The organism is Enterococcus sulfureus ATCC 49903, assembly GCF_000407605.1.
Lineage (GTDB): Bacteria > Bacillota > Bacilli > Lactobacillales > Enterococcaceae > Enterococcus_G > Enterococcus_G sulfureus.
The window spans coordinates 152,613-179,603 of sequence record NZ_ASWO01000003.1 but is presented as its reverse complement, the minus strand read 5'-3'; the positions used below and the strand labels follow the sequence as shown (position 1 = coordinate 179,603).

Sequence of the window (26,991 nt, the reverse complement as noted above, 5' to 3'; positions counted from 1 at the left end):
TGGTTTTATATCTTATTTAGAATAATCCTAAAGTCCCAATACGCTCTACTGCCTCGATCAATCGTTCTTTAGATACTGTTAGACCGATACGGACATACCCTTCACCTTGTACTCCAAAACCAATGCCTGGTGCTGTCGCCACCGCTACTTTATCTAATAATAGATCACTAAATTCCTGACTAGTCATCGTTTTAGGGACCGGCATCCAACAATAAAATGCTCCATCTGAAGGATAGGCATGCCAATTGATTTTTTCAGCGGCTTTGATAAATGCTTGGCGACGTGTGGCATACTGTTTAGCAATAGTCACTAATTGTACTTCGTCTTGTAAAGCGGCGATCCCAGCTTCTTGAAGTGCAGGGAAAATGCCGACAAATAAATGATCTTGTAAACGATTGATCGCTTCGATCATGGTTTTATTGCCTACTGCAAATCCTAAGCGCCATCCTGCCATATTGTAAGTTTTGGAAAAAGTATACAGTTCGATCCCTACCTCTTTTGCTCCTTTTGCTTGCATAAAACTGACGGGTTTTTTAGTTCCATCGCCTAATGCTCCATAAGCAAAATCGTGCACCACACCAAAATCAGCCTCTTTAGCCACGCGTACTGTTTCATCAAAAAATGCCGTCGTAGCTTGTGCCCCAGTCGGATTATTCGGATAGTTTAAATAAAGTAATTTTGCTTCTTGCTTTAAATCTTCTGACCATTTCGTATAATCTGGTAAATAGCCGTTTTCTGCTTCTAGCGCAACTAATGCTTGTTTAACATGTGCTAGCGCAACACCTGATAAATAATCAGGATAGCCTGGATCTGGTAAGACCAAGGTTTCTCCAGGATTTAATAACGCTAATGGTAATTCGACTAATCCGATTTTCGTGCCTGCTAATACTGCGATTTCGGTTTCAGGATCTAATACCACACCATATTGGGTTTGATAAAAGTCCGCAGCCGCTTGTTTAAAATTTTGATTCCCGCGAAAGCCAGAATATTTATGGGTCTCTGGGTTTTTCAATGCTGAGATCGTTGCCTCGATAACTGTATCTGGAGTGGGTTGATCGGGATTTCCTTGTCCTAAATTGATCACATCTGCTCCAGATGCGATCTTTTGATTGACTTTAGCGACTAAGGTTGCAAAAAATTGTGTCGGTAAAGCTGCGACAGTTTTTGAGAGTTTAATTGGCATCAGTGATTTCCCCTTTACGAATTTGTTCATATAATTCTGGACGACTGTCAGTAAGTACCGACATCTGATTACGAGCCGTTTGGATTTGTTCAAGTTCGATCACGCATCGCACGATTTCTTCTTTTGTGCCAAGTTCTTTAAGAATCTCTCCTGTTGGTGTGACCACTAAAGAGTGTCCGTTGTATTGATTTTCCGGATCTGCACCTACACGATTAACAGCTACGATATAGGACTGATTTTCAATGGCACGTGCAATCGCAAGTTGTTTCCACTGTTCAATTCTTGGCTCGGGCCACTGAGCAGAAAGAATAAATGTATTGATTCCCATACGCGCTTGGATACGAAACCATTCAGGAAATCTTAGATCGTAACAGATCACGGGTGCAAAATGAAATAATCCATCACGATATTCAGCACGTTTGGCACCAGCTGTTAAATATTGCTCTTCATGCATCAAACCAAATAAATGGACTTTATCATATTGTGCGAGTACTGTTCCTTCTGTTGAAATAATGTAGCTACGATTGAAAAAGGCTTCGTTTTCTTTGACTGCCACCGAACCGCCAAAAATCGTAACATGGTATTTTTTAGCTAGCGCTGAAAGAACACGGATCGTTTGTTGCCCCGCTGGATCTGCAATCTGTGCTAAACGTGTCAGATCATAGGCGGTATTCCACATTTCAGGCAACACGACAATTTCGTCTTCTTGTAAATCTGCCTGTTCAAATAATTCAATTACATGTTGATAATTTACTTCTGGTTGACCAAAGGCAATGTCCATTTGGATCAACACGAGTGTTTGTTTTGTCATCTCATTACTCCTTTTGGGTACAAAAAAGCCCTTTTCGCAGTTGCGAAAAGGGCGAATGACTTCACGGTACCACCTTTTATTTGGGCTCAGGCTGTTAACGTAGCAACACGTTTGAATCATTCAAAAAAACTCCTAGTTCATCTAATAAAGAAATAGCATCTAAGTTCCACCATCCTTAGACTCGCTATAGCTATTTTTCCTTCATCTCTACTGTTCATCGTTTTTTCATTTATTTTTAATGTTGATTTATTTTAACGAAACTTATTTTACTTGTCAACTTGTCGTTCACTCATTGAAGCTCCTGCCCAAGGGCGCACGACAAGGACCAAACTCGATCCCTTCTTTTTTGGAAATCGCTTGTTTCAAATAAGGTATCGCAGAGATCGCAAAAATTTCAGCGATTTCTTTCGCTAAAGGATCTGATTCAGCTCCTGTTTCATTCCAAAGAAGATCATCAAACCAAGCTTTGATCTCATTCGGATAAAGATTACCAGAAATCGTCGACAATGCATTGAAGCCAAGATCGATTTTTTCAGCCAGTGCTTTTTCACCACCTATGAAATATAACAACTCTCTAGTGACTCTTTTTTTGAGTTGAGGAATCTTATGAGGATCACCGGCTTCTTTGATTCCGATGATCTGCTCGTTCATTAGTAATTCTTGATAGGCATCAAGGGAAAGATCAAAACCTGTTCGTAATGGATTATTGTAAAGGATCGTGGGTTTATTGGCTTTCTCCATAATCATTTGCACGTACAACACCGCATCTCGTTGACTTGGGAGAATATACGGTGGAAACCCGATCATAATGGCTTTTATCTGTTTTGACTGACTGATATGAGTAGCTAATAGCTCAGCTTCACGTTGTCGAATGCTCGCCACGCCAAAAACGATCTCAAAATCTTCAGGAACATTCAATTCATTTAAACTATCTACCAATGCGATTTTTTCTGCTAAAGATAAGGAATGCTGCTCTCCGGTTGAACCACATAGCAATACCGAACGAACACCTTTTGTCGCTAAATACTCCACATGCTTCAGTGTCGCGTTTACATTGAGTTGTTCATTTGAATAAAAAGCAGTCGGCACAGCGGCTTGGTAATAATATATTGATTCCATCTGACACCTCCTAGTTTATAGTGAGTCGTGCATTTTATTTTTTTGATAATGCACTTCGACTAATTCACCCATCGTTTTCGTTTCTACTAATGTAAGACGTTGTGGCGTCGATTGTTCTTGAAACAATCGTTTCCCTTTTCCTAAAAAGACTGGTGCCAATTGAATAAACCATTCATCGATCAATTCTTGTTCCATCAACTCCGTCACAAGTTGTCCACCACCGACGATCCAGACCATCTGACCTTCTTGTCTTTTTAACGCTTGGACAAATGACACGATATCGTCTTGGATCACTATCGCATCATTTAGCTGATTTAGTGTATGCGAATAGACGTAATTCGTTTTATCTGGATAGACTGGTGCATCCTCGGTCATCTTTTTGACTTCTTCATACGTGACACGTCCCATGATCGTTGTATCGATTTGTTGTTCAAATGCTTCGTAAGTCGTTTCTTCTCCAGTTGGTGTATCAAATAGCCATTGCAAGCTATCGTGTTCATCAGCCAAATAACCATCTAGACTTATAGCGCCATAAAAACAAATTTTTCTCATGATTCATCCTCCATTTTGATTTGTAGTGTAATTCCGATATCTAAAAGTTCAGATAGTTCTGCTAAAGACAACAATCCCTTTACTTTCGTGACGTTGTAATCAACTTCTACAATCGGCAACTGATCTAACGTAAATGTTTCTAGTAGCTCAGTATCTTCTTTTACAAAAAATAGATTTGTACTCAAAACTTTTTCTTTTAATCGCTCATACTGTTTTTTAAAGGTAGTATCCTCATGAAGTAATTGAAATCCTAGAAATTCTTGGTCATGAATTGCATCACTATCAGCTTTTAAATAGTACGATAAGATCATATTGAAAACGCTCCTTACTTACTAATTTTTTCAGTATTTTTCTGGTAACTCTTCCCATAGGCATCACGGATCAAATAATGATGATCGACTAAGAAGCGTCGTAAAATCGCGTAGTCTGGATAAAATGCTTTTAAAATTTCATTTACTTCTTTTTCGGTATACGACTTCTCTTCTGAAAACTGTGTACTGAGATAGTCAAAAATCAATTCTTTATCTTTAGTTTTTCTAGGGATCGTCAGTAATTTCCCCTCTTTAAAAAAGCGGTCAATCGTCATTTCACTAGCTCCTTTTGTTTATCCTAGATATGATTTGATTCATCCTCGAGTTTTCTTAATCGTTTGCCCCCCCCTTAATTTTTATATATAAAACTGCTAGTGTGTTTAATGATGATTCATCCACTCACTTCTGAGTAGCGCATAATTTTCTAAATCTTGATAGGTCCCAAAACGAAAAATTTCTTCTTTCAGTGTTCCTTCGTGGGTAAATCCTAATTGTTGATATAAGTTAATTGCTGCTGTATTAAAAGAGAAAACTTGTAACTTGATTTTATTCATTGGTAAATAATTGAACACAAATTCAATGATTATTTTCATTGCCTCATCTCCATATCCTTGACGCTTGGCATCCTCTGCTACAATCAATCCAATTTCACAATTTGAATTTTGATAATTGATTCCATATACGGCAAGTGAACCTATCAACTCATCGTCTTTAATGCGACAAATCGCAAAATTTTTCATCGTCTCATTCGACTTGGTAAACTGTGACATGGTTTCAAGTGAAAAAGGATACGGTACATCGTCATCGCCCATAATACGAGTAATTGCCGTATTGTTGATTTTAGTTAATTGTGCGACGTCTCTCTCTTCAACTAGCCGCAAATAGATTCTTTCACCATTTAAATAAGGATACTCCATCAGTGTTGGCCCTCTTTTCTTAGTTGATTGCTAATTATATCCTAGCATGGTAAATTCGTTTTGAGAATGTTTTTATAACTATACTACTAAAGGAGAAATGATTGTATGAACTCATTTAAAGCACTCGTAGTAAACGAGCAACAAGATCAGATCCAATATACAGTTGAAGATACACTTACACTTGAAGATCTTTCTAATGGAGAGGTCGTGATCAAGGTCCACTACTCTTCTACTAACTATAAAGATATGCTCGCCGTCCAAAAAAATGGTGGCGTGATTCGCAACTATCCGATGATTCCTGGTATTGATCTTAGTGGTGAAATCGTTGAGTCGACCGATCCTCGTTTTGTGAAGGGGCAAGAAGTTTTAGTAACTGGATACAAAATGGGCATGAGCCATACCGGTGGTTTTTCAGAATACGCACGGGTTCCTGCTGATTGGGTGATTTCCTTACCAAAAGATCTCACCACTAAAGATGCGATGATTTTAGGGACTGCTGGGTTGACCGCTGCCTTATCGATTGCTGCTTTAGAAAAAAATGGTATGGATGCTACGAAAGAACAGACGATCCTCGTTACTGGTGCGACTGGGGGTGTTGGCAGTCTTGCTGTGCAAATGTTAGCAAAAGCTGGTTACAAACATATCGTGGCGCTTGTCCGCAAAGAACACCAACTCGAAGTTGCACAAACATTAGGGGCTACTGAAACGATTTTACTAAGCGAATTTGATTTTGAGAAAAAACCGTTAGCTAAACAACAATTTCACTATATTTTAGATACAGTTGGTGGCGATTTAGTTGCGTCATTACTGCCCTATGTATTTTACGAAGGTAGCGTCTCACTATGCGGAAATGCTGGTGGAGTAAAATTAACGACAACTGTTTTACCGTTTATTTTACGTGGCATCAATCTTTTGGGAATCGATTCAGTCAATATTTCGCACGAACGACGTGTGGCGATGTGGCAAAAAATGGCGACTGATTGGAAAGTGACGGATACGACCCTAGTCAACGAAACGTCTTTAGCAGGATTACCGACTGTCCTTGAACAACTAAAAGCCGGACAACATTTGGGACGTACGATCGTAAATATTTCAAAATAAAACGGACTTGGAAGAAATGAATACTCATCGAATTGAAAGTGTATACACCCTCATTTCAAGAACATATTGGGAACTACTACGTGGCAGACTTATCTTACACCGCTTCACCTCAAACTGTTTTAGCGAATTTAAAATCAAGTTATGCACCAATTCTTTGTTTTGATAAAGAGCAGCTAGTCTGCTTTTTCGTTCTAGATAACGGGGATGATCGACTGAACTATACCAAAAATCAGAATAGTTTACTGCTACGTGCTTTTTCGACTGACTCTAATCATTTGAAAAAAGGGTATGCGACGGCTTCATTACAGTTGCTATCTAATTTTGTGCGTGACTATTTCCCTGATACTACAGACGTCTATTTAGGTGTAAATCTAAAAAATAAATTCGCGATTCGTCTTTATGAAAAAGTTGGCTTCGTTGATACGACAAGGATTTTTACAGGTCCTAAAGGCCCACAAAAAATCCTTAAGTTAGCTATCTAAAAAAGATAAATGACTTAAGGCTGATTTAAGCTTTGCGATGTATAGTTTACGCATACCCAAACAAACCAATGATTTTCATTTCTTTCTCCCTAACTCACTAGTCCCCGCTAGTGAGTTTTTTTTATAATACAGTCTAAAAACTCCCCTCATCCATGTTCGATGAGGGGAGTTATTTTATCGTTTCACTAAAATCGCTAGTGTTTGATATGGAGCTAATATTTGTTTTCGTTCTACTGTAGTATCGTTGACGTTTGTCAGTAAGATCTCACCTGTTACGAATCGTTCTGGGATCTCAACTGTCGTTTCGGTGCCATAGTAATTATTTAAAACTAATAACTCCGCATCTTCTGTCTGACGTACGTAAGCGAATACTTGATCGTGCTCTTTCGCATACGCTTCATAGTTGCCTTCAGCAATCACGGGATATGTTTTACGCAAACGAATCAATTCTTGATAAAACCCAAAAATCTGCGGATCTTTTAGTTCATTTTCAACAGTGATATCTGCGTGATTCCCGACTTTCAACCAAGGCTTTCCTTTGCTAAATCCAGCATGTTTACTACTATCCCATTGCATCGGTGTTCGTGCATTGTCGCGTGATTTTAATTTAACGATATGCAACGCTTCGTCAGCCGTTTTGCCTTGATCCATTAGCATCTGATAAGCATTTTTAGATTCAATATCTTCAAAATCAGCAATCGAATCATAATCTGGATCCAACATGCCGATTTCTTCGCCCATATAAATAAAGGGTGTTCCGCGGTTTAAATGCATCGTGGCAGCTAGCATCTGTGCACCACGAATGCGATAATTTTCGACATCAACAAAACGATTTAATGCTCGTGGCTGATCATGATTATTCCAAAATAGAGCGTTCCAACCATCGCCTTCACTCATTCCTTGACCCCATTCATGCAAGATCGACGTCAATTGTTTAAAGTTAAACGGCTGATCCGTCCATTTTTGACCATTTTCATAATCGACTTTTAGATGATGAAAATTAAAGATCATCGCCAATTCTTCGCGGTCTGGTCGCGTGTATAAAATTCCGTTTGGTACGGTAGTCGAACTCATCTCACCGACTGTAACGATCGTTGGATCGACACCAAATGTTTCGCGATTTAACTCATGAATAAACTCATGAGCAATCGGACGATCGGTATATTCAAATTTACCTTCTTGATCGGCTGCGTCTTTTAATACGACATCTTTTCCGATTACATTGATCACATCAAAACGGAAGCCTTTCACTCCTTTTTCCATCCAAAAACGAACGACTTGAAATAGTTCTTCGCGTACTTCTGGATTATGCCAATTCAAATCGGCTTGCGTTGGATCAAACAGGTGTAAATAATAGCGGCCAGTATCGCCAAATGGTGCCCAAGCATTACCACCAAATTTTGATTGCCAGTTCGTTGGTGTATCACGTAAGATGAAATAATCTTGATATTTTTTATCACCAGCTAACGCTTTTTGGAACCATTCATGATCAGTTGAGACATGGTTTAATACCATGTCCAACATAATCTCGATATCGAGTGCTTTTGCGGCTTTGACCAGTTCTGTAAAGTCAGCCATCGTACCAAAACGAGGATCAATGGCACAATAATCTGAAATATCATACCCATTATCACGTTGTGGACTTGGGTAGAAAGGATTTAACCAAATCATATCGATGCCTAGTTCACGTAGATAAGGTAGTTTTTCTTTGACACCATTTAGATTGCCGACTCCATCACCTGTCGTATCGTAAAATGATTTAGGGTACGCTTGATAGATTACGGTATTTTTCATACGAAGCCTTCTTTCTTTGTTTCATTTATTAGAGCGAAGTCACATGGACGATCGCATCGTTCACTTTAACTGCGCCTTCTTGTATTAATGGATCTACTTGATAATTACTTGGATTCGTAATAATAATTGGTGTTTGTGTTTGATAACCAGCTTTTTCGATAGCGGCTTTATCAAATGTTAGCAATAACTGTCCTTTTTTCACACTATCGCCTTGTTTGACGTGGGCTGTAAAATGCTCGCCGTTCAATTGAACCGTATCGAGTCCAACGTGCATCAACAATTCGATGCCCATTTCATCGACTAAACCAATCGCATGTTTACTTGGGAACAATAAGCTGATCGTACCATCTAGTGGTGCGTAAAGTTTGCCTTCACTTGGTTCGATGACAACACCTTGACCCATTGCACCTTGTGCAAATACTGGATCAACGGAGTGACTAAGTGGGAATAATTGACCATTTAATGGTGAAAATAAAGTTGTTTCTTTTACGGTACTTACAGGTGTAACTGGTGTTTCTAAACTTGGATCGATTGGGTCAAGCGCTTCGCCGACACGATCGATTTTATTAAAGATTCCTGCTCTTCTAAAGAAAAGCGTTAAGAAGAATGGTACAGCAATCGCAATCAACATCGCGATCGCAAAGATTCCATAATAATTTCCTTTAATCGCTATGATCCCTGGTAGTCCACCTACACCAATACCTATTGCACGAACACCAAAAACCGTAACAAACATTCCCGCTAATCCACTACCAATCATCGCAGCCACAAATGGATACACATATTTTAAGTTGATCCCAAACATCGCCGGTTCAGTAACCCCTAGCCATGCAGAAATCACAGAAGGAACAGATACCTGTTCTTCTTTTTTATTGCCACGGTGAGCAACAACAACAGCTAATACCGCAGCACCTTGTGCGATATTTGATAGACAGATCATCGGCCATAAATTCGTTGAACCAAAATCAGCAACTAATTGATTATCGATTGCGAGTGTTGTATGGTGCAATCCAGTAATAACCAGTGGTGCATAAAGTGCTCCGAAAACACCACCAAATAACCAACTAAATGATGACGTTAACCCAGCATTTACAACAGTCGAGATCGCTGAACCGATTTTCCAACCGATTGGACCTAAGATCAAATGAGCAGCTAAAATTGTAGGTAGTAAAGAAAGTAATGGTACAAAAATCATAGATACTGCTTCTGGAATGCGTTTGCGGAAGAAGCGTTCCAAGTAAACCAATAGGAAACCGGCTAACATCGCTGGGATGACTTGTGCTTGGTATCCGATTTTTTCCATTGTGAAGAAACCAAAGTCCCACGTCCAATTTTGTGCAATATCTGCCGCACTAGTACTATTTACAGCATATGCATTTAACAACTGAGGTGATACTAAGGTGATCCCTAATACGATTCCCAAAATCTCAGTTGTTTTCATCTTACGTGTGATACTCCAGGTAATCCCTACTGGTAAGAAGTGGAAAATCGCTTCACCAGGAAGCCATAAGAAACTATTGACACCATTCCAAAAAACAGAACTTTCAGCGATTGTTTTATCCCCTAAAAATCCCATTGGCACAGCTTCTAAAATATTACGGAATCCTAAAATTAACCCTCCGACAATAATGGCAGGTAATAATGGTGTAAAAATTTCGGCTAATAAGGTTACCGCGCGTTGAAGTGGATTTTGATTCTGTTTGGCTGCCGCCTTCACATCATCTTTTGATCCACCCTCTAATTTAGCGATCGACACAAATTCTTGATAAAACGTCGGGACTTCATTACCAATAATGACTTGGAATTGTCCCGCATTGGTAAAGATTCCACGAACGGAATCGAGATCCTCAATTTTGGCTTCGTCTGCTTTTTTCGGATCGACCAATACAAAACGCATGCGTGTAGCACAATGTGTAATGGCTGAAATATTGTCACGACCACCAACGTACTCCAGTAACTTTGTTGCATCTTTTTCAAATTTTCCCATGATCTGTTCTCCTTTCACTTGTAGGTACAAGTTATCTTAAGTCCACTATACGAAAATAAAAATAGTTTGTAAAGCGCTTGCATAATAAAAACAATGCTTATTTTTCTTATTTACTAGATTTTTCTCATTTTACCGTCTATTTCTTAAGAAAATCAACTAATAAACAGTTTGTTGTTGGTAATTCATCCCACAAGTAATCTATATTCCGTTGATTTCATTAAATTTCTCTAATCTTTTTATTCGTTGTAGATTTTTTTGATTTATTTTATACTTGTATTGAGGAAATACGTACAAGTTAGGAGTGCTACTAATGAAAGTTTATGAAATGATCTATCAAGTATTAGAAAATCATATTTTGAAAGAAGAATTCGCACCGGGTGAATATTTACCTAGTGAGCATCAACTAAGCCAACAGTATAACGTATCTCGTGATACAGTACGCAAGGCTTTAGCTCGTTTGATGGCAAATGGATATATCCAAAAAATCCAAGGAAAAGGATCAATTGTTTTAAAACGTGAACAACTTCGCTTCCCAATTTCTGGATTAACTAGTTATAAAGAACTTCAAAATTCTTATGGCTACAGTGGCCATACTAAAGTCGTGTTACTGGCTGAAGATACGATCAATGAAGCAACTAGTCTTACAACTGGCTTTGAAATCGGTGAAAAGGTTTGGATTTTACTGCGTACACGTGAAATCGATCATCAAAAAGTAATTTTAGATAAAGATTATATCGCCTGTCGTTATGTGCCAAATTTAGATGAATCGATTGCGAGTGATTCGATTTATAAATATTTCGAGCAAACATTGCATCTTAATATTTCATTTGCTGAAAAAGAAATTCGAATTGACCACTTGCAAGAAGCTGATCGACTGTATCTTGATTTAAATCATAATGATGTCAATATCGTGTCAATCCAAAGTAGGGTATTTTTAGCCAATGCTCAACAATTTCAATATACAGAAAGTCGTCATCGAGTCGATAAATTTCGTTTTTACGATTTTGCTAGAAGACATCCTACTACATTTTGATCGGTAATTTTCAAAAAAAGTGGTACACTTACGTTGAAATGAATTGAATAGAAATGAGGAATGCTACATGTGTACAAGTTTTACTTTACAAGATGCTGATACAACAATTGTTGCACGTACAATGGACTTTGGCTTTGAACTAGATGGTCGACCTGTTGTATTTCCGAGAAACTATCTTTTTCATACACAACTTGGTCGTGAGATCTCGTTTCCTTACGGCTTTATGGGAACAGGAAACCCTAAAATGGGCGATTTGCTCGCAGATGGGATCAATGAAAAAGGTGTAACCGTGATGGAACTTTATTTTCCAAATGAAGCTGTGTACCAAGAACAATCAGATGCTACCAAATTAAACCTTGCACCACATGAATTGTTGATGTGGATTTTAGGCACGATTGATTCTGTAGCTTCACTAAAACAAAACATTACAACGATTCAACTAGTCGCAGCTAAAAATCCAATTTTGCAAGTCGTGTTACCTTTACACTTTATTGTATCTGATGAAACTGGTGAAACAATCGTCTTGGAAAGCTCTGCAAAAGGACTTGAACTAAAAGAAAATCCAGTAAATGTTATGACAAATAGTCCTGAACTAGAATGGCATTTAAAAAATTTAAACAACTATATTGGTTTACAAACGCAAAACTTTGCAACAAAAAATTTCCAAGAACTAACAGCGCATCCTTTTGGGCAAGGATCAGGTACATTTGGTCTACCAGGAGGATTTACCGGCCCTGAACGTTTTGTCCGTATGGCTTTTTTACGTGCCAATATCCAAACAGAACAAGGATATGATGCGTTACTAGCAAATACGCTCTCTTTGTTAGAAACGGTCACGATTCCTAAGGGTGTAAATATCAAAAATGACGGTAGCATCGACTACACTCAATACAAAGCGTTCTACGATACGAAAAAAAGAAGTTATTTCTTTAGACCGTACACACAGTCTGAAACCTATCAATTAACGCTCACAGAAGAACTATTATCATTAGAAGAGCCAAAAGATTTTCCGATTACACAAGATTTTGTTACGCATATCCTTTAAAAAAATACCGCTATTGCTTTCTTTATAGAAAACAATAGCGGTATTTTATGCATATACTGGGACTAAATTGATCAAGGTTTCCATTTTCTCTAAGACTGCTTGTTGTTCATTTGATCCAATAATCTCTTTTGCTAATATTTTGATGTCTCGTACTGCATTTGAAGGGGCGTAGCTATGCGGAGTTAATTTGAACATCCCAATATCATTATAGTTGTCGCCAAAGACTGCGATTTCTTGAGGTTCTAATTCAAAAAACTCAAGCATTTTTTGAATACCAACTTCTTTTCCAGCATCTTTTGACACGACATCGATCGCTCCATGACCACTTGCTACGATTTGTACTTTATCTCCAAAGACTGATTTTAATTCAGCAACAGCTTCGTGAACGATCGACACCGGAAAATTCAAACCAAATTTAAAAATCTCATCGTTGATCGGCGCTGAAAAATCAATTAAATCAATTTTAGGATAAAAGAAATTTGCCATTTCCAAAAATTGAGCATTTTCTTGTTCAGAAGCATATACACCTTTTTTACCAGTCAAAATCATATGTGCTTGTTTAAAATGTGTTTGGATGTAATCAATTAAGACAGGATAAAGCGCTTGTGGCAATGTCTGACTTGCGAGTACGTCTCCATGATAACGAACATCAGCACCATTATCGGCAATATAAAATAAGTTTTCTCCAAAATCTGGAAAATACTCGATCAATCGATCATATTGATTACCAGATGCAACTACAAAATGCATACCACGTTCATTCATCATCTCTTTTAAACGTAAAAAACGCTCACGATCATACGCTTTTTCCTCGTTTAAAAAAGTACCATCCATATCTACTACAATTGCTTTTATTGTCAAAATTGTCAACCTCTCTTTTTGTGTTGCCTCTAGTATAACAAAAATTCCTAATAAATGAGACATGATATGCATAACACCTGTATTTATTGATTTTTTTAATAAATCCTTTACCTCTGCTCCGATTTATTATTTATTTCCCACATAATTTGATTTTAATTTCACAAATAATAATTAGTTTCAGGAAATATATATTTATTTCTGAAAACACTTGAAAACTTTACATACCGTGTTATAATCATTTTAATCTAATCAATGTTCTCAATTAATTCTTAATTTCAGTTGTTTAGTAACGTAAATTAGTGAATACATGAACTTTTTATCGTTGCTTGTTTGACTATCATCTTATTAGGGGGAATTTTTTTGACTATTGCGACGAACCAAACCTACCAAACAAAAATCATTGGCTTGAAAGGTCGGTATAAAGTAAAAATTGTCACTGTACTTACCAATACTGCCGTCGTTGAAATCGTACATGGAGATCATCTAGAACATAAATTATTTTTAGCTCGTTTGACTGATTTAACTTAATACATAAAAACCCCCATCTTACAAAGAAGGGGGCCTTTTTTATTCTGCAGCTAGTTCAATGTATTTTACTAAATTGACAATTACGTATTATTCTTTTAAAACTTTGTTTCAAATCGATCACTTATTTATACTCTCAAATTCGCCATAATTAGTACGTAACAACTTGGTTTTGTACGTAAAGCTGTTTAAGTGCTAGTGCTTTTTCAGGATAATCAGTATGAAACCCAGAAAATTTCTTTTCAAAACACATCCACATTTCAGACTCTTGATTGACCGTCCAAGGACGAATTGATTTGGTAAACCCAGACAACTCTTCTTGTGCAGTCACGACCCATTCAAAGTTTGGATGGATACTATCGATCGCTTGAAAGTAATTTGCAAAATCAATCGTACTATCAGTTCCTTCCATGATCCATGCCTTTTTGATAATAGGATCTAGTTTATGCAATCGATCTAAAGTCAGCAAATTAAAGCTAGAATACATTGGGATAAAGGTTTTTTCTTGTTGTAAGAGAGAAACAAGTCGTTCTTCGATCATCGGATAGTCGATTTGATCTGTCTTGACTTCAATATTTACGATTCCAGTAAATCCTAAATGGTTGCACAGTGTCAACACTTCTTCTAGTGTTGGGATTTGTTGGACATCATCATAAAGAGAAAACCAACTGCTTGCATTGAGTTCTTTTAGCTCGGCAAGTGTATGTTCATAAACAAATCCTGAGCCATTCGTTGTACGCTCAAGTGTTTCATCATGAATGACCACAAGTTCTTGATCCTTTGACAGATGAACATCTAATTCAATACCATCTACACCTAGTTCAATACTATGTCGAAATGCCGCTAATGTATTTTCAGGATGTGTCCCTTTACTCCCCCGATGGGCAAATATTTTTGTCATCTCATCTAACCTCCTAAACCGATTTTATACGTTTAGGGTATCATCTCAATATTAATTCTCGATGAAGATTACGTAAAAAAACGAACAGGATGCATGCATCCTGTTCGTTTCAAATAGCAGCTGCTCCGCGTTCCCCTGTTCGAATGCGAATCGCTTCTTCTACTGGATAAATAAAGATTTTGCCATCACCCACTGCCCCCGTCTGACAAATGTCTACAATCAATTGGCAAATAGGATCGACTTGTTGATCTTCTACTAAAAAACTGATCATTACTTTTGAGACAAAAGCCGGAATAACTGCCTGTCCACGAACATAATCTTTCATGCCTTTTTGATGTCCAAAACCTAAAACCTGACTGACCGTCATTCCTGTCGGTTGCTCTTCAAATTTTTGTTGAATCGCTTCTTTGATGTCTTCTAATTTTTCTTGTCGAATAATCGCTTCAATCTTTTTCATGTATTCCAGGCTCCTTTTTAAGAATCTAAACCAACAAAAGTTGGATAAGCATTTTCTGAATGTTCACTATGATCTAGTCCTAGTGCTTCATTTTTAGCAGATACGCGAATTGGCATAATGGCTTTGACAATATAAATGATAACGAGACTGGCAAGGCCCGCAAATACAATCGTGATCACTGTAGCTTCGATTTGTGCCCAGAAAAGATCAAAACCGCCATATAATAATCCAGCACTCCCGTTTACTGCTGGATCGGCGAAAATCCCGGTAACAATTGATCCAAAGATCCCACCCATACCATGACAACCAAAAGCATCTAATGAATCATCAAAACCAAATTTTTGTTTGATAATCGAAATACTGTAATAACAGAATGGACTAACCAATGCACCAATAACAATCGAGGCCCAGATCGACACGAATCCTGCTCCTGGAGTGATGGCAACTAGACCAACAACCGCTCCGGTACATGCACCGACAACAGTAGGTTTCCCTGTCGATAATCGTTCAACTAACATCCAAGACAACATTCCGGCACTGGCAGCTGTATTAGTCGTTAAAAATGCTTGAATTGCCAAACCATCAGCGGCTAATGCTGATCCAGCATTAAACCCGAACCATCCAAACCATAGTAACCCCATGCCTAATACAACAAAAGGGATGTTATGTGGACGGTATTCTGCTTGTTTGAATTCACGACGTTGTCCTAAGACAATACATAAAATCAAACCTGAGATTCCTGAACTAATATGGACTACTGTTCCTCCAGCAAAATCGATAGCTCCTAAACTAGCGATAAATCCACCACCCCAAACCATGTGAGCCATCGGTGCATATACGATTACTAGCCAAAAAGCTAAAAACAATAAAATAGCAGGAAATCGCATTCTTCCAACTACCGATCCAGTTAAGATCGCTGCTGTAATCAAAGAAAACATCATTTGAAATAAAGCAAATAGTCCTTCTGGAATACCATCACCTTTTGTCATTGAAACACCCTGAAAGAAAATATGATTTAAGTTTCCAACAAATGAACCATCTCCACTAAAAGATAAGCTATATCCGACTGCGATCCAAATAATTGACGCTAATCCCATCGTCCCAATCGACATCATCATCGTGTTTAAAATATTTTTACGACGCTCTAATCCTCCGTAAAAAAAGGCTAATGCTGGTGTCATTAAAAACACCATTGCGGTACAAATCATAATAAATGCGATATTTCCTGCTTCCATATTTCATTCCCCTCTCTAACGTTTCTCTTTCATGTAAGATATCCTAACATTAAAAATGAGAAAAAACTAGCTATTTTTTCATAATTATACTAAAAATAGAACGCTTCCATAAAAACAAACACGAAAATAAACTGTTTTTGTAGTTTCACCATAATTTATTAGGCTAATTCCGATATCCATGTTACTTTTTTTAACAAACAACGAAAGAAAACGTCGGTGATTACTCAGCCGACGTTTTTGATTGATTATAATTCATCTTTATTGCTGGTTACTTTCCCTAATACTACGGGTAGATTCCCATTTCGAATACGAACTTCATCGATTAACGCTTTTTCACTTTCTTCTTCTTTTAGTAAAACAACGTAACGTAATTCATACAAACTTCCCATCGTGGTCGTGCGAACAGATTGTAGACGGTTTTGATACGCATATTTTTGAAATAAATCATCAAATAATCCTGGATAATCTAAATCTTCTGGGATCGTCACTTTCAATTCCCGTTCCGCTACAACTGGTTTTGAGCCAAAATTCGTTGTATAAAGCAAGACCAAAAAGGCTGCCACGATCACGGAAAATACAATACTATAAATAGCATAGCCCATACCAGTCGCTAATCCGATCCCCATCGACCAAAAGACACTAGCGATTTCTCGTGATCCTCCTGCAACAGAACGAAAACGAATCAAGCTAAATGCGCCTAAGATGGCGACACCTGTCCCTAAATTTCCATTGACTAATAAAATCACCGATTGAACAAGTACAGGAAGTACAGCTAGTGTAATAACGAAATTTTTCGTATACACATTACGTACCATATGGATCCTAGCGACTAGCATCCCTAAACCTAATGAAACAAGTAAACAAATAAAAATTCCTGAAATCGAAACAGCTGGTTGCGTATCTGTTAATAAACTAGACAACATGTGCTGCATCCTCCTTTACAAATAAATGTCGTTGGTACGTTTGAGCATATTTTGAAAAACTACTTTTGCGGATGCTATGGCGGTTCAATAATTCAACAAACCACAATGGAAAGGCTCCCATCGCTTTAACTTCCATCAAGATTCCCATCTCTGGTGCGACTAATTGTTCGTTTTGCGGCGCATGTAGACACATACCTTCTGTTGAAAACCGAATATTTTGATCAAATGTCACACGAAACTGGTCATCTTCTTCATAAAATAGTGAATAGCGATCATAGACGATACATACTCTCGGCGTAAGATCTGGATGTTTTTTAAATAACCATTGAATCTCTAAGCCAATTTGTGAGTTCAAAATGGATTCTGGTAAGACGTTTGTTTGTTGCCACATTAAAAACTCAGCGTATGTCAAAGGCAATCTTCTTTTATACACGATACCTTTTACTTTCTTTTTGATTTCTAAAAACACTAACCCTTCTTTTGTTGCAATTCCATAACTACGTACGCGAAATTTTTCTTTATAATCTGGTTTTTGGATCGAGTGTCGAATGAAATCATCTTGGTTTGTATCAAAATAAAGGGACTGAATCGTATGTAAGCCATACTGATCGATTTCCATATATTGTTGTAATTCACTAAAAAATGCAGGAAATTGTTGTGCTGTCAAAATATATTTTGTTTCTTTTCGTTCAAATACTTTTTTGATTCCCATCTCTATTCTTCCTTTCTGTTTTGTCGTTGGTCTTATCTTAAAAAAACAAACTTAAATCAAACTTAAGAGACGTCATTTTGTCGTTAAGTTTGATTTAAGTCGAATCTTTTATAGTAAAGCCAACAACTAAATCGAGGTGAACGAGATGAATTCAATTTTATTAATTCCTATTTATGAACCATCTGATAAAACAGTCCGTTTTATGAAACAACTTATCGCTACCCTCCCTGTCCCCATCGTAATCGTCGATGATGGCAGCGGATCAGAATATCATGATACGTTTCAACAATTCGTCCAAGAACAACATGTACATTTTTTAAGTTATCCAATCAATCAAGGAAAAGGGTTTGCTTTACGCTACGGTATGCGTTATATCGAAAAACATTTTCCAGAAAAAAATGGATTTGTGACAGCTGACAGCGATGGACAACATACGATCCAAGATATTACGCGTGCATTAGAAAAAGCACAATTTATCCAATCCAATCAAATTATTTTAGGAATACGGTCATTTAGTAAAGAAGCGACTCCAACAAAAAGTTATTATGGCAATCGACTTACCAGCCAACTTTTCAGATTCGCGACTAAAATAAAATTAGAAGATACACAAACAGGATTACGTGTCTTTGCTACCATCCAAATCCCAAACTTAGTAGCGATCAAAGGCAATCGCTTTGAATACGAAATGAATGTCTTACTCGCGTTAAAAGAATTTGAATGGGATCTAGAAACTTTTACGATCGAAACTATTTATGAAAACAACAATGAACAAACGCATTTTCGACCAATCAAAGATTCTCTATTAGTCTATTTTCCTTTTTTACGATTCTTACTGTCATCACTGACTTCTTCCTTTGTCGATATCGGATTTTTTATGTTACTGTCTTTAGTTTTAGGCAAAGCTGGCGAGATGATCTTTCTAGCTACATTGTTGGCACGCGTGACTGCAGGAATTTGCAATTACTACTTAAATAAACAATTTGTCTTTTCAGATGAAGCACCTGTGCAAAAATCAAGTTGGAAATATTTAGTTTTATTTATCGCACAACTTGTGATCAGCGGGGTGAGTGTTTCAGCCTTATCCACTATCTTTTCATCATTACTGATCATTAAATTGTTCGTCGATTTAAGCTTATTTTTCTTTAGTTTCCAAATCCAAAAATATTTTATTTTTAACCATACAACTTAGGGAGGATTTTGTTTATGAAAAAATTTTTAGCACGACCATTTCGTTGGGCCATTATCTACGGCGTCTTTTTACTCGCTAGTAGTGGATTTATCTTATTGAAAGCTTTTGTTTTACCAGATCGCCAAATCGTGGCGACGACACAAACCACAACAACGACGGATACTTCAACTACTGCAACAACTGAAAATACAGAAGTCGTTCAAACAGATACTAGTTATAGCGGCAATGGATTAACTATTTCACTTACAGAACAGCGGATCGATGACACGACCGTCTATTTAGTCGATGTCCAAACAGATGATCCAAGTCACTTGCTTACAGCTTTGGCGGACAATAGTTATGGCCGCAATATCAAGGAAACCACTTCGACGATCGCTGCAGCAAACGATGCGATTTTAGCGATCAACGGTGATTTTTATGGGTTTAGAAGTACAGGTTTTGTCGTTCGAAACGGCACTCTTTATCGCGATAGTGCAAATGGCGATACCGATGCTTTAGTGATCGATAAAAATGGTGATTTTTCAATCGTTAATGAAGCGACCACTGATGCTTCGACACTAAATGCTCAACAAGTACTCTCATTCGGACCGGCATTAGTTGAAAATAGTGCCATCGTAGTAGACGAATCGACAGAAGTCGGTCAATCTGCTGCAAGTAACCCTCGAACGGCAATTGGTCAGATCGGAACAAACCATTATTTGATCGTCGTTTCAGAAGGACGAACAGATGATAGCCAAGGGTTATCCTTATATCAACTTGCACAAGTTATGAAAGATAATGGTGTCCAAACTGGCTATAACTTAGATGGCGGTGGTTCAACAACACTTTACTTTAATGGCAAAGTCGTCAATCAAACCGTTGGCGGTAGCGGTCAAAGTTCAGAGCGCGCGGTCAGCGATATCGTATATTTTAAATAATCAGGAGGTTTTTATATGCAGACACATCGATCGATTCCTTATTTCTTAAGCGCACTAGGCTTATATGTATTCCAATTACTTTACAATTATTTTGGTCACGGCGTCACATCGGTTTACTTATCTTTTGCTTGGACGATTCCATTTTTTAGTGGATTACTTTTTCTATTATCCCATCATTTTCGAGTACGCCCGCTCACTCGTTTCGGGTTTCTAAGTTTTAATACCGGTCTTGCTTCTTTGATTTTTTACGCTGTATTGACGGGTATACTCACTATTGCAGGCAGTGATTCACCTTATCTTGTTGTCTACTTGTACCTTGCCGGTAGTAGTTTTCTCTTCACTATTTTGAGTTATTCACGAGTCTTAAAAACTTAAAAAAAAGAACTTGTACGTGAAAACGTACAAGTTCTTTTTTATTCTGTAACCGTAGCAGAACGACGGCTTAGACTTAATGATACGATACCAGTGACCAACAAAATGATTCCAGCTACAAAATAAGGAGAAAATGGATTGATGTCAAATAGCATGCCCGCTAAGACCGGACCTAAAATATTCCCAACACTTGTAAACGTAGAGTTCAACCCATTGATCACACCTTGACGACTACCTGCATGATGCGATAAGTAAGTAGTAACAGCTGGTCTAAATAGATCAAAAGATAGAAAGACAATAAATGTAGACACAACGACTAACCAACGTTGACTCGTCATTGCAATCACCAAGACAAAAATACCACTTGTAAAGAATGTTAATTGCATCAAGCGAATTTCTCCCATCAATTGCACGATACGGTGGAAGAAGAAAATCTGAATTACCAACGCCAAACTTCCACTAATCATGATCATCAATGAAATTTCTGTTGTCGTAAATGCAAAATTTTGAGTAGCCATAATACTATACATCGACTCAAACGCTTGAAGTCCAAATGATGAAATTAAAATGACGATAAAAAATGCTCGAAATAGCGGATGCATTAAAACTTCTAAAAAAACCGACATCCCTGGTTTATGTTCACGGGTCGCTTTTTCTTCAGCTACAACACTTGGGGTATCTTTTAAAAAGAACAATGAGCAAAAGAAACCCAGTAACGCCATGAGCGCAGCAGCATAAAAAGGGACTCTAGTTCCAAATACTGCTAGTAAACCACCAATACCAGGTCCAATAATAAATCCTCCACTAATAGCGGCTGAAACATATCCCATAGCCTTAGGACGTTCTTCTAAAGTCGTTAAATCTGCTACAAATGCAGTTACCGAAGGCATAATACAAGCAGCCGATGCTCCACCAATCACGCGTGACAGATAAAACCATTCTACAGATTGTGCCCAACCAAACATTAACTCAGATAGCGAAAACAGTAACATCCCTAGCACGATCATTTTTTTACGACCAAATACATCAGATAAATGACCTGCAATCGGTGAGATGATCAATTGTGCAAAGGCAAAAATAGCCACCATCATCCCCATTGTCGTTCCAGAGAAATTCATCTCATTTTTTAACAATGGTAGAACAGGGATAACCAAACCGACTCCTAAAAAGACTAAAAACAAATTGACATATGCAACAATCAACATTCGATTCTTCATAACAAACCTCCTAATGCCACAAAAAAAAGCACCCACTTCACGTGAGCTCTTTCAAAATTTCCGTTTTTTAGGCGCTTTCACCTAATTTTATTTCATTATACGATGAAATTTTAGAAATTACACGTCGCAATACTAAAAATTCATTATTTCTTAGCAATTGCTCATTTGGATTTTTTACGCTTGCGTTATTCATAAATATTTTATTTTAAAAATAGATATGTCTTTACACCTTTAATCCGCATATCCAAATGCAACAAGAAGAAAAAACAGTTGATATTATATTGGAATAAACGTTATTTTATCATTATAAAGCTTACTAAAAGTATATACAGTATTATTTGTGAAAAAAAAGATATGAATACTCAAGATATTTTGATGTCAAAAAGTATCAAAACTAAAGAATACTGTTAAAACAAATTATATAATACTTTTTTTTATTTATTTTTCTCACCCTTAAATCCATTTAATTCACATCTTTTTACATTTTTTTATTTTTATACAAAAAACATCTCTGTTATTTGAGTGTTTTTAAGTTGTTTATACTATATAAAACTGTTATGATTCTACTCGTTGGCAATTTAAAAACAGGAAAAACATTTATGGAGGAAAAGAAAATGGACCAAGGAAGTAAGAAAAAACATGGACGAAAAAGATATTCGATTTTATTAGTTGCTTTGTTGCTGATTGGGGTTGCAACATATGGAACATATGCTTATTTTACCGATAGTAAAAAGGTAGATAGCGGTTTGAATCTGAAAAAAGGTAGCGTCACACTAGGCGAATTTAAAGATGCGAATTGGACATATAAAGGAAATACTAAAGAAGATGATCAAAGTTTTACAAATGAAAAATTAACCTTTACGAATCCAAATATCGAACCAAAAAATACTGCGACTACATTTACTAATGTACTACCAGGAGACACGTTTACAAAAACAATTACGATCCCTTATACTGGAACAGCTAAAGCTGATATTACTGTTACAATGTCATCTCAACTTCCTGAAGGTATCGCTCATTCGTTTACTGTTACCCAGAATAATACTGTTACAACAATTGATAAAAATGAAATGGTGCTAGATACAATCTCACCTAATGAAACGCTAAGTTTTAATCTTACGATCCATATTCCTTATGGAGCTGAAAATGATGCTCGAAATACGGCACAATCAGAAGATCTATTGTCTTCTATTCCAGACTTAATTCAAGTAACTGCTACGCAACATCTAGAAACGACTAAATAATTTATACCAATGAGTAAAGGAGCGATCATATGAAAAGTAAACTGGTTTACCTTTTGCTTTTTACTACATGTACGCTTCTTTTTCTCTCTTTTTTACCTAAAACTTATGCATATTTTAATGATACAAAAACGATCAATTCTACGCTGACCTTACACAAACCAACTTTAAAACTAAATGATCTGTTCGTTTCGTTAAAGACACTCAATGAAACAAAAACCGTGGATATCCAACTTGAAAGCCAAACCACTTTAACGTCTGATGTCTATCTAGGTAAAGAGTCTAATCCATGGTCTGACTACATTACACTCAAATTTCCTAAAAGACTAACAGTGAATCAAGATCGTACGAAATTCACTGGACAAATCGAGATAAAAAAAATCAAAGAATTACCTGAAAATCACCCTAAAGAGCTTAAAATTACAATTCCAATATTTTTAGATCATACGCTGTCTGTTCCAATCGCTACAGCGTCAATAAACATCACGAATCAAGAAGACGAGCTAGCCCAGTGGCCTGACGAGACACTATTTAAAGGCGAACCTTATTATCTTACAAATACGTTGTACTATGTCTCAGATCCCAATTTCATTTTGTTGAATCAACCAACACTCTATCTATCAAGCGATATCGATTCTCCTTTAGATCAAACTACGGTCGATAAGTTATTTGCACATAAAATTAAAACAAATAATGGAACTTATTTTAATGTATCGACTAGTTTTGTGCCTAAAAAAGGCTTTAAAGTCACGTTATTGGGTGTAGAAAAGTCTACAAACGATCAACCTTCGCAGGTACATATCGAGCAAACTATGTATACGAAATATATGGTGATTGGATCAGATAAACTATCCATTCGTCAGTTTGCTTTTGCTTCTGATTTAGCAATTAACAATCTCGCGATGAAAACAGATACTACGATTCAAACCAATCCTGATCGTACTACGTTGTCTTTTTCGTCAATCGTCAACAATTCATCGCTAACGGCAGCTAATATATCTGATATGAATCCTGACTTAAGCTGGGCTTTAACGAACTCACATGATTTTTCACTGTCTATCCATACCACAAATATTGCGATTCAACAGCTGACTACACGTTCTGGGAATACTGGTTCTTTACAATTGATCAATACGAAAACAAATCAAGTGTTATTGACACGTGCTTTGGTATCGACTCAACTAGATGAAACATTGCCTACTCGTTTTACTCAGGCACGCTTACAAAAAAAATATACGATTCAAAAAGCAGGTATTGAAACAGTCGAGTTGCGTACACCATCAGAAATAAGCTACAAAGCACCCTACTACGAAGTACCTTTATATTTTAACATCAGTCAAAATGATCCTTTAAATCAAAGTTCTAGTTTTTCGTTACAGTTAGATGGTGAATTTAGCACTGTTCCGATTAAAGAAAGTCGCTCAAATAACGGGACACTATTGAATTTCACATTATACTTCACACCGCAACAACTACAAAAAGAGGGGTTTAATTTTTCTTTGCAAAGAGCAGCAACTGCTAAAGACGACAGTCGATTCATTTATAGCGATTATATTTCGCTCTCATCGATTCGACCTAAAAATACTAAATCAGTTCGTGTTGAGCCTGTTCAAGAAACGAAACAGACAGAAACATCCACATCTAGTTCAAAAGAAAACGAAACAAGTCCAACACAGACTGAACCTACCCCATCAACTACAGATGCTATGACAGCTACATCACAAGTCACATCTACTCAGGAAGAAACGACTTCAGAGACTATACAAACCTCGCTTGAAATACCTTAAGGACTAGTTCGAGGTGAGAACTCTCAAAAAAACGGACTTGTGTTCTTTTTGTATTTTCGATAAGGTAAAAGAAACTGTATCGAAATCTGAATGTTAGTAGGTTAAAGCGATGAACTCATTTTCTAATCGTCAAAAATTCCTTTTGATACTTTGCTTTACTTGTCTTATAGCTATTGGAAGCTATATCTTTAAAGATAAGATCAATCAATCTCACTATAAAAATGAACATTATCTTGCGACAAATATTCGTAAAAAAGAAACGGATTCCTTTAGTTACCGACTTGTAAATGTTACCTCCCCTCTATCGAGATCAGAATTAATTACTTATGGGCAGCAACTATATCAACAAGAACATTCGCCCGTACTTTTACAATTACAACATACAAATTTTTTTGACCCGACTATTGCTTTACCAAATAGCATTTATTATACGATCGATCCTTTAGGTTCACATTTATTTATCGGGTATATTTATCAGCAAACAACAAAACAGCATTCTCCTAGCATTGATTTTTCACTACAATCTAGTCGACAAGTCTATTATTTAGAGAAAAGCCAAATGCTCTATACAATCGTTTTAGACCGTCCCTATACAGTTGAAGAATGGTTTCCTTTTTTAGCAAGTTATGTACAAGAAGTTCGCCAAGCCTATCACGATAAAACCATTCAAAGCTTGGTGTATATCAAAATAAATCAGCAAGCGTACTTGTATCTTAGTGATCAACCAACCCAGTTATTTACAGTTGAACGAATCATCTAAAGAATAGGAGGAATGATTATCACTTTGTTAACAACGATCTTCCGTATCTTTACTACAATCTTCGTGATCTTCGTTTTGATTATCGGCTTGCTAAATATTTTTTCGAATCCTAATAGTAGGGGTCTCTTCGGATTCAAAGGCTATACAGTAGTGAGCGAAAGCATGTCACCTACATTAAATACGGGTGATTACATACTTATAAAACAGATCGACAAACAAGCACTAGCTCCTGATCAAATCATTACATTCAAAGATGAGCAGATGCTTGTTACACATCGAATCTTAACTTTAGATCAAGAGTGGATTACCACTAAAGGCGATCACAATCCCATCCAAGATATGAAGCAAATCAAGCGGGACGATGTCGTTGGCCAATATGTATTTCGCATTCCATTACTTGGCAAAGTGATGATTTTATTACAAAATCCACTCTGGTTTAGCTTCATCATTGGAATTTTAGTGTTTCGACTAATATATTTAATCGTGTATCACAAACAAAATGTTGAAGAAAACCCTAAGAAAGTTAAGTAAAATATTTCATTTCCACAACAGTTGTAAAGGACTGCTTGTGGAAAAAGAAACAAATATGCTAGAATGATTGAGTCATTGACTAAATCATTGAAGGAGCGATCATTTTGACTCGATTTCGACCAGTTACACTAAGTGTTGTTGCGCTCTTCGTAGCCTTTGCTTTAGGTGTGCAGCCTGTAGCAGCAGATACGATCGGATTTCAAACACTAGAAGTAGGTACAATTTTAGATATTGGACGAGATATTTTATCGACTGTTACAATTAATTACAATTTGATTTATGGTGTCGGCGCAACATTAAATGGAATTTTATTTTTATTAATTGCCTTAGTATTACCTAGAAAAACTACTCCAGTAGTTGATGTGCAATCTGATCCACTTGCAGCATTGCCCAAAAAACGCAATCCGAAAAAACAATCCACTTTTCCTTGGAAAAAATGTTTCACTTTAGTTGGATTAGTGTTGTTAGTCATTGGGATTTCGTTGATTTCTTTAGCAGCTTTAGCATAAAAAAAGGATGAGAATCTCTTCTCATCCTTTTTTTATTTTACGATACGACGCTCAAATGCATCTTCACTGATTCCTTCGTCGATCACTAATTTAGCATATTCTTTAGCTCCAAATAATGAATGATCACGATAATTTCCGCAACTTTCGATTGAAACGCCTTGGACATCTTCCCAAACTGTTTCATTCGCGATGATCGTTAAGACTTCTGTCAACGCTTTAGCTACTTCTGCTGGGCTATGTACACCCCAAGTGATCAAGTGGAAACCTGTACGGCAGCCAAATGGTGAAATATCAATAATTCCGTCTAAACGATCACGCATCAAATCAGCTAATAAGTGCTCTAATGTGTGCACTGCGCCAGTTGGCATTTCTTTTTCATTTGGTTGTAAGAAACGTAAATCATAATTTGCGATCACATCGCCCTTTGGTCCATTTTCTTCTGCAATCAAACGAACATAAGGTGCTTTTACCTTTGTGTGATCTAATGTAAAACTTTCAACTTCTGCCATGTGTTTTCCT

Annotated in this window: 30 protein-coding genes; 13 read left to right on the top strand and 17 right to left on the bottom strand. The window is 37.0% G+C overall.

Annotated features, from left to right (window positions below):
• Positions 1-16: 16 nt before the first annotated feature.
• The 7 genes from I573_RS04640 to I573_RS04610 all read right to left on the bottom strand — a co-directional run bounded on the left by I573_RS04640 (position 17) and on the right by I573_RS04610 (position 4,893).
• A complete protein-coding gene (locus I573_RS04640; protein WP_016186095.1) occupies positions 17-1,183 on the bottom strand; it encodes a pyridoxal phosphate-dependent aminotransferase in 1,167 nt (388 codons plus the stop codon).
• Positions 1,173-1,994 carry a carbon-nitrogen family hydrolase gene (locus I573_RS04635; RefSeq protein WP_016186096.1) on the bottom strand — a complete coding sequence of 274 codons (822 nt, stop codon included), beginning with the start codon at positions 1,992-1,994 and terminating at the stop codon, positions 1,173-1,175. Before I573_RS04635 ends, I573_RS04640 begins: the two co-directional genes overlap by 11 nt.
• Before the next feature lie 285 nt (positions 1,995-2,279).
• The gene (locus I573_RS04630; protein ID WP_016186097.1) at positions 2,280-3,113 is read right to left on the bottom strand and encodes a dihydrodipicolinate synthase family protein; all 834 of its coding nucleotides are present in this window, start codon (positions 3,111-3,113) and stop codon (positions 2,280-2,282) included.
• Between the two features lie 15 nt (positions 3,114-3,128).
• Complete coding sequence (locus I573_RS04625; RefSeq protein WP_016186098.1) at positions 3,129-3,665, bottom strand: dihydrofolate reductase family protein; 537 nt, start codon at positions 3,663-3,665, stop codon at positions 3,129-3,131.
• On the bottom strand, positions 3,662-3,976 hold the full coding sequence (locus tag I573_RS04620; protein WP_016186099.1) for a hypothetical protein: 315 nt from the start codon (positions 3,974-3,976) through the stop codon (positions 3,662-3,664). Before I573_RS04620 ends, I573_RS04625 begins: the two co-directional genes overlap by 4 nt.
• A 14-nt stretch (positions 3,977-3,990) precedes the next feature.
• The gene (locus I573_RS04615) at positions 3,991-4,251 is read right to left on the bottom strand and encodes a DUF2087 domain-containing protein (RefSeq protein WP_016186100.1); all 261 of its coding nucleotides are present in this window, start codon (positions 4,249-4,251) and stop codon (positions 3,991-3,993) included.
• Between the two features lie 105 nt (positions 4,252-4,356).
• Complete coding sequence (locus tag I573_RS04610) at positions 4,357-4,893, bottom strand: GNAT family N-acetyltransferase (RefSeq protein ID WP_016186101.1); 537 nt, start codon at positions 4,891-4,893, stop codon at positions 4,357-4,359.
• Between the two features lie 105 nt (positions 4,894-4,998).
• On the opposite strand from I573_RS04610, the gene I573_RS04605 reads away from it, so the two are divergent.
• Positions 4,999-5,994, top strand: coding sequence for a YhdH/YhfP family quinone oxidoreductase (locus I573_RS04605; protein ID WP_016186102.1), 996 nt, complete (start codon positions 4,999-5,001; stop codon positions 5,992-5,994).
• 80 nt (positions 5,995-6,074) lie between these two features.
• Entirely contained in the window at positions 6,075-6,476 is a 402-nt protein-coding gene (locus tag I573_RS04600; RefSeq protein ID WP_016186103.1) for a GNAT family N-acetyltransferase, read from the top strand.
• A 174-nt stretch (positions 6,477-6,650) separates the two neighbouring features.
• On the opposite strand, the gene treC is transcribed toward I573_RS04600, so the two are convergent.
• Both treC and treP read right to left on the bottom strand, forming a co-directional pair.
• Entirely contained in the window at positions 6,651-8,270 is a 1,620-nt protein-coding gene (gene treC / locus I573_RS04595; protein WP_016186104.1) for an alpha,alpha-phosphotrehalase, read from the bottom strand.
• 28 nt (positions 8,271-8,298) lie between these two features.
• Entirely contained in the window at positions 8,299-10,257 is a 1,959-nt protein-coding gene (gene treP / locus I573_RS04590) for a PTS system trehalose-specific EIIBC component (RefSeq protein WP_016186105.1), read from the bottom strand.
• A 310-nt stretch (positions 10,258-10,567) separates the two neighbouring features.
• On the opposite strand from treP, the gene treR reads away from it, so the two are divergent.
• Complete coding sequence (treR, locus tag I573_RS04585; protein WP_016186106.1) at positions 10,568-11,290, top strand: trehalose operon repressor; 723 nt, start codon at positions 10,568-10,570, stop codon at positions 11,288-11,290.
• A gap of 67 nt (positions 11,291-11,357) precedes the next feature.
• The gene (locus I573_RS04580) at positions 11,358-12,335 is read left to right on the top strand and encodes a choloylglycine hydrolase family protein (protein ID WP_016186107.1); all 978 of its coding nucleotides are present in this window, start codon (positions 11,358-11,360) and stop codon (positions 12,333-12,335) included.
• 45 nt (positions 12,336-12,380) lie between these two features.
• Here the strand turns inward: I573_RS04580 and I573_RS04575 are convergent, their stop codons facing one another.
• On the bottom strand, positions 12,381-13,196 hold the full coding sequence (locus I573_RS04575; RefSeq protein ID WP_035020592.1) for a Cof-type HAD-IIB family hydrolase: 816 nt from the start codon (positions 13,194-13,196) through the stop codon (positions 12,381-12,383).
• Between the two features lie 360 nt (positions 13,197-13,556).
• Between I573_RS04575 and I573_RS11455 the strand changes: the two genes are divergently transcribed.
• Positions 13,557-13,724 (top strand): hypothetical protein, encoded by a 168-nt coding sequence (locus tag I573_RS11455; RefSeq protein WP_016186109.1) that lies wholly within the window; start codon positions 13,557-13,559, stop codon positions 13,722-13,724.
• A 148-nt stretch (positions 13,725-13,872) separates the two neighbouring features.
• Here I573_RS11455 and I573_RS04570 read toward each other — a convergent pair whose 3' ends face one another.
• From I573_RS04570 to I573_RS04550, 5 genes are all read right to left on the bottom strand, one after another.
• The gene (locus tag I573_RS04570) at positions 13,873-14,622 is read right to left on the bottom strand and encodes a glycerophosphodiester phosphodiesterase (protein WP_016186110.1); all 750 of its coding nucleotides are present in this window, start codon (positions 14,620-14,622) and stop codon (positions 13,873-13,875) included.
• 109 nt (positions 14,623-14,731) lie between these two features.
• Positions 14,732-15,079 (bottom strand): P-II family nitrogen regulator, encoded by a 348-nt coding sequence (locus I573_RS04565; RefSeq protein ID WP_016186111.1) that lies wholly within the window; start codon positions 15,077-15,079, stop codon positions 14,732-14,734.
• Positions 15,080-15,096: 17 nt separating this feature from the next.
• Entirely contained in the window at positions 15,097-16,314 is a 1,218-nt protein-coding gene (locus I573_RS04560; protein WP_016186112.1) for an ammonium transporter, read from the bottom strand.
• A gap of 245 nt (positions 16,315-16,559) precedes the next feature.
• Entirely contained in the window at positions 16,560-17,237 is a 678-nt protein-coding gene (locus I573_RS04555; RefSeq protein ID WP_016186113.1) for a DUF4956 domain-containing protein, read from the bottom strand.
• Positions 17,227-17,949, bottom strand: a complete 723-nt coding sequence (locus I573_RS04550) for a polyphosphate polymerase domain-containing protein (protein WP_016186114.1) — start codon at positions 17,947-17,949, stop codon at positions 17,227-17,229. The genes I573_RS04555 and I573_RS04550 overlap by 11 nt, the downstream gene beginning before the upstream one ends.
• Positions 17,950-18,094: 145 nt before the next feature.
• Between I573_RS04550 and I573_RS04545 the strand changes: the two genes are divergently transcribed.
• Genes I573_RS04545 through I573_RS04535 form a run of 3 tightly spaced genes read left to right on the top strand, consistent with a single transcriptional unit; the run spans position 18,095 to position 20,430 of the window.
• A complete protein-coding gene (locus I573_RS04545) occupies positions 18,095-19,138 on the top strand; it encodes a GtrA family protein (protein ID WP_016186115.1) in 1,044 nt (347 codons plus the stop codon).
• Between the two features lie 14 nt (positions 19,139-19,152).
• A complete protein-coding gene (locus tag I573_RS04540) occupies positions 19,153-20,055 on the top strand; it encodes a phosphodiester glycosidase family protein (protein WP_016186116.1) in 903 nt (300 codons plus the stop codon).
• Positions 20,056-20,070: 15 nt separating this feature from the next.
• Positions 20,071-20,430, top strand: coding sequence for a hypothetical protein (locus I573_RS04535; RefSeq protein WP_016186117.1), 360 nt, complete (start codon positions 20,071-20,073; stop codon positions 20,428-20,430).
• Positions 20,431-20,468: 38 nt separating this feature from the next.
• On the opposite strand, the gene I573_RS04530 is transcribed toward I573_RS04535, so the two are convergent.
• Positions 20,469-21,644, bottom strand: a complete 1,176-nt coding sequence (locus I573_RS04530; protein ID WP_016186118.1) for an MFS transporter — start codon at positions 21,642-21,644, stop codon at positions 20,469-20,471.
• Between the two features lie 614 nt (positions 21,645-22,258).
• On the opposite strand from I573_RS04530, the gene I573_RS04525 reads away from it, so the two are divergent.
• From I573_RS04525 to I573_RS04505, 5 genes are all read left to right on the top strand, one after another.
• Positions 22,259-22,888 carry a SipW-dependent-type signal peptide-containing protein gene (locus tag I573_RS04525; protein WP_016186119.1) on the top strand — a complete coding sequence of 210 codons (630 nt, stop codon included), beginning with the start codon at positions 22,259-22,261 and terminating at the stop codon, positions 22,886-22,888.
• 29 nt (positions 22,889-22,917) lie between these two features.
• The gene (locus tag I573_RS04520) at positions 22,918-24,672 is read left to right on the top strand and encodes a hypothetical protein (protein ID WP_016186120.1); all 1,755 of its coding nucleotides are present in this window, start codon (positions 22,918-22,920) and stop codon (positions 24,670-24,672) included.
• A 109-nt stretch (positions 24,673-24,781) separates the two neighbouring features.
• Positions 24,782-25,432: a hypothetical protein gene (locus I573_RS04515; protein ID WP_016186121.1), complete on the top strand. Its 651-nt coding sequence runs from the start codon at positions 24,782-24,784 to the stop codon at positions 25,430-25,432.
• A 12-nt stretch (positions 25,433-25,444) separates the two neighbouring features.
• Positions 25,445-25,963: a signal peptidase I gene (locus tag I573_RS04510; RefSeq protein ID WP_016252703.1), complete on the top strand. Its 519-nt coding sequence runs from the start codon at positions 25,445-25,447 to the stop codon at positions 25,961-25,963.
• 104 nt (positions 25,964-26,067) lie between these two features.
• Complete coding sequence (locus I573_RS04505; RefSeq protein WP_016186123.1) at positions 26,068-26,472, top strand: hypothetical protein; 405 nt, start codon at positions 26,068-26,070, stop codon at positions 26,470-26,472.
• Positions 26,473-26,504: 32 nt separating this feature from the next.
• Here the strand turns inward: I573_RS04505 and I573_RS04500 are convergent, their stop codons facing one another.
• Entirely contained in the window at positions 26,505-26,981 is a 477-nt protein-coding gene (locus I573_RS04500; protein WP_016186124.1) for an S-ribosylhomocysteine lyase, read from the bottom strand.
• Positions 26,982-26,991: the final 10 nt, after the last annotated feature.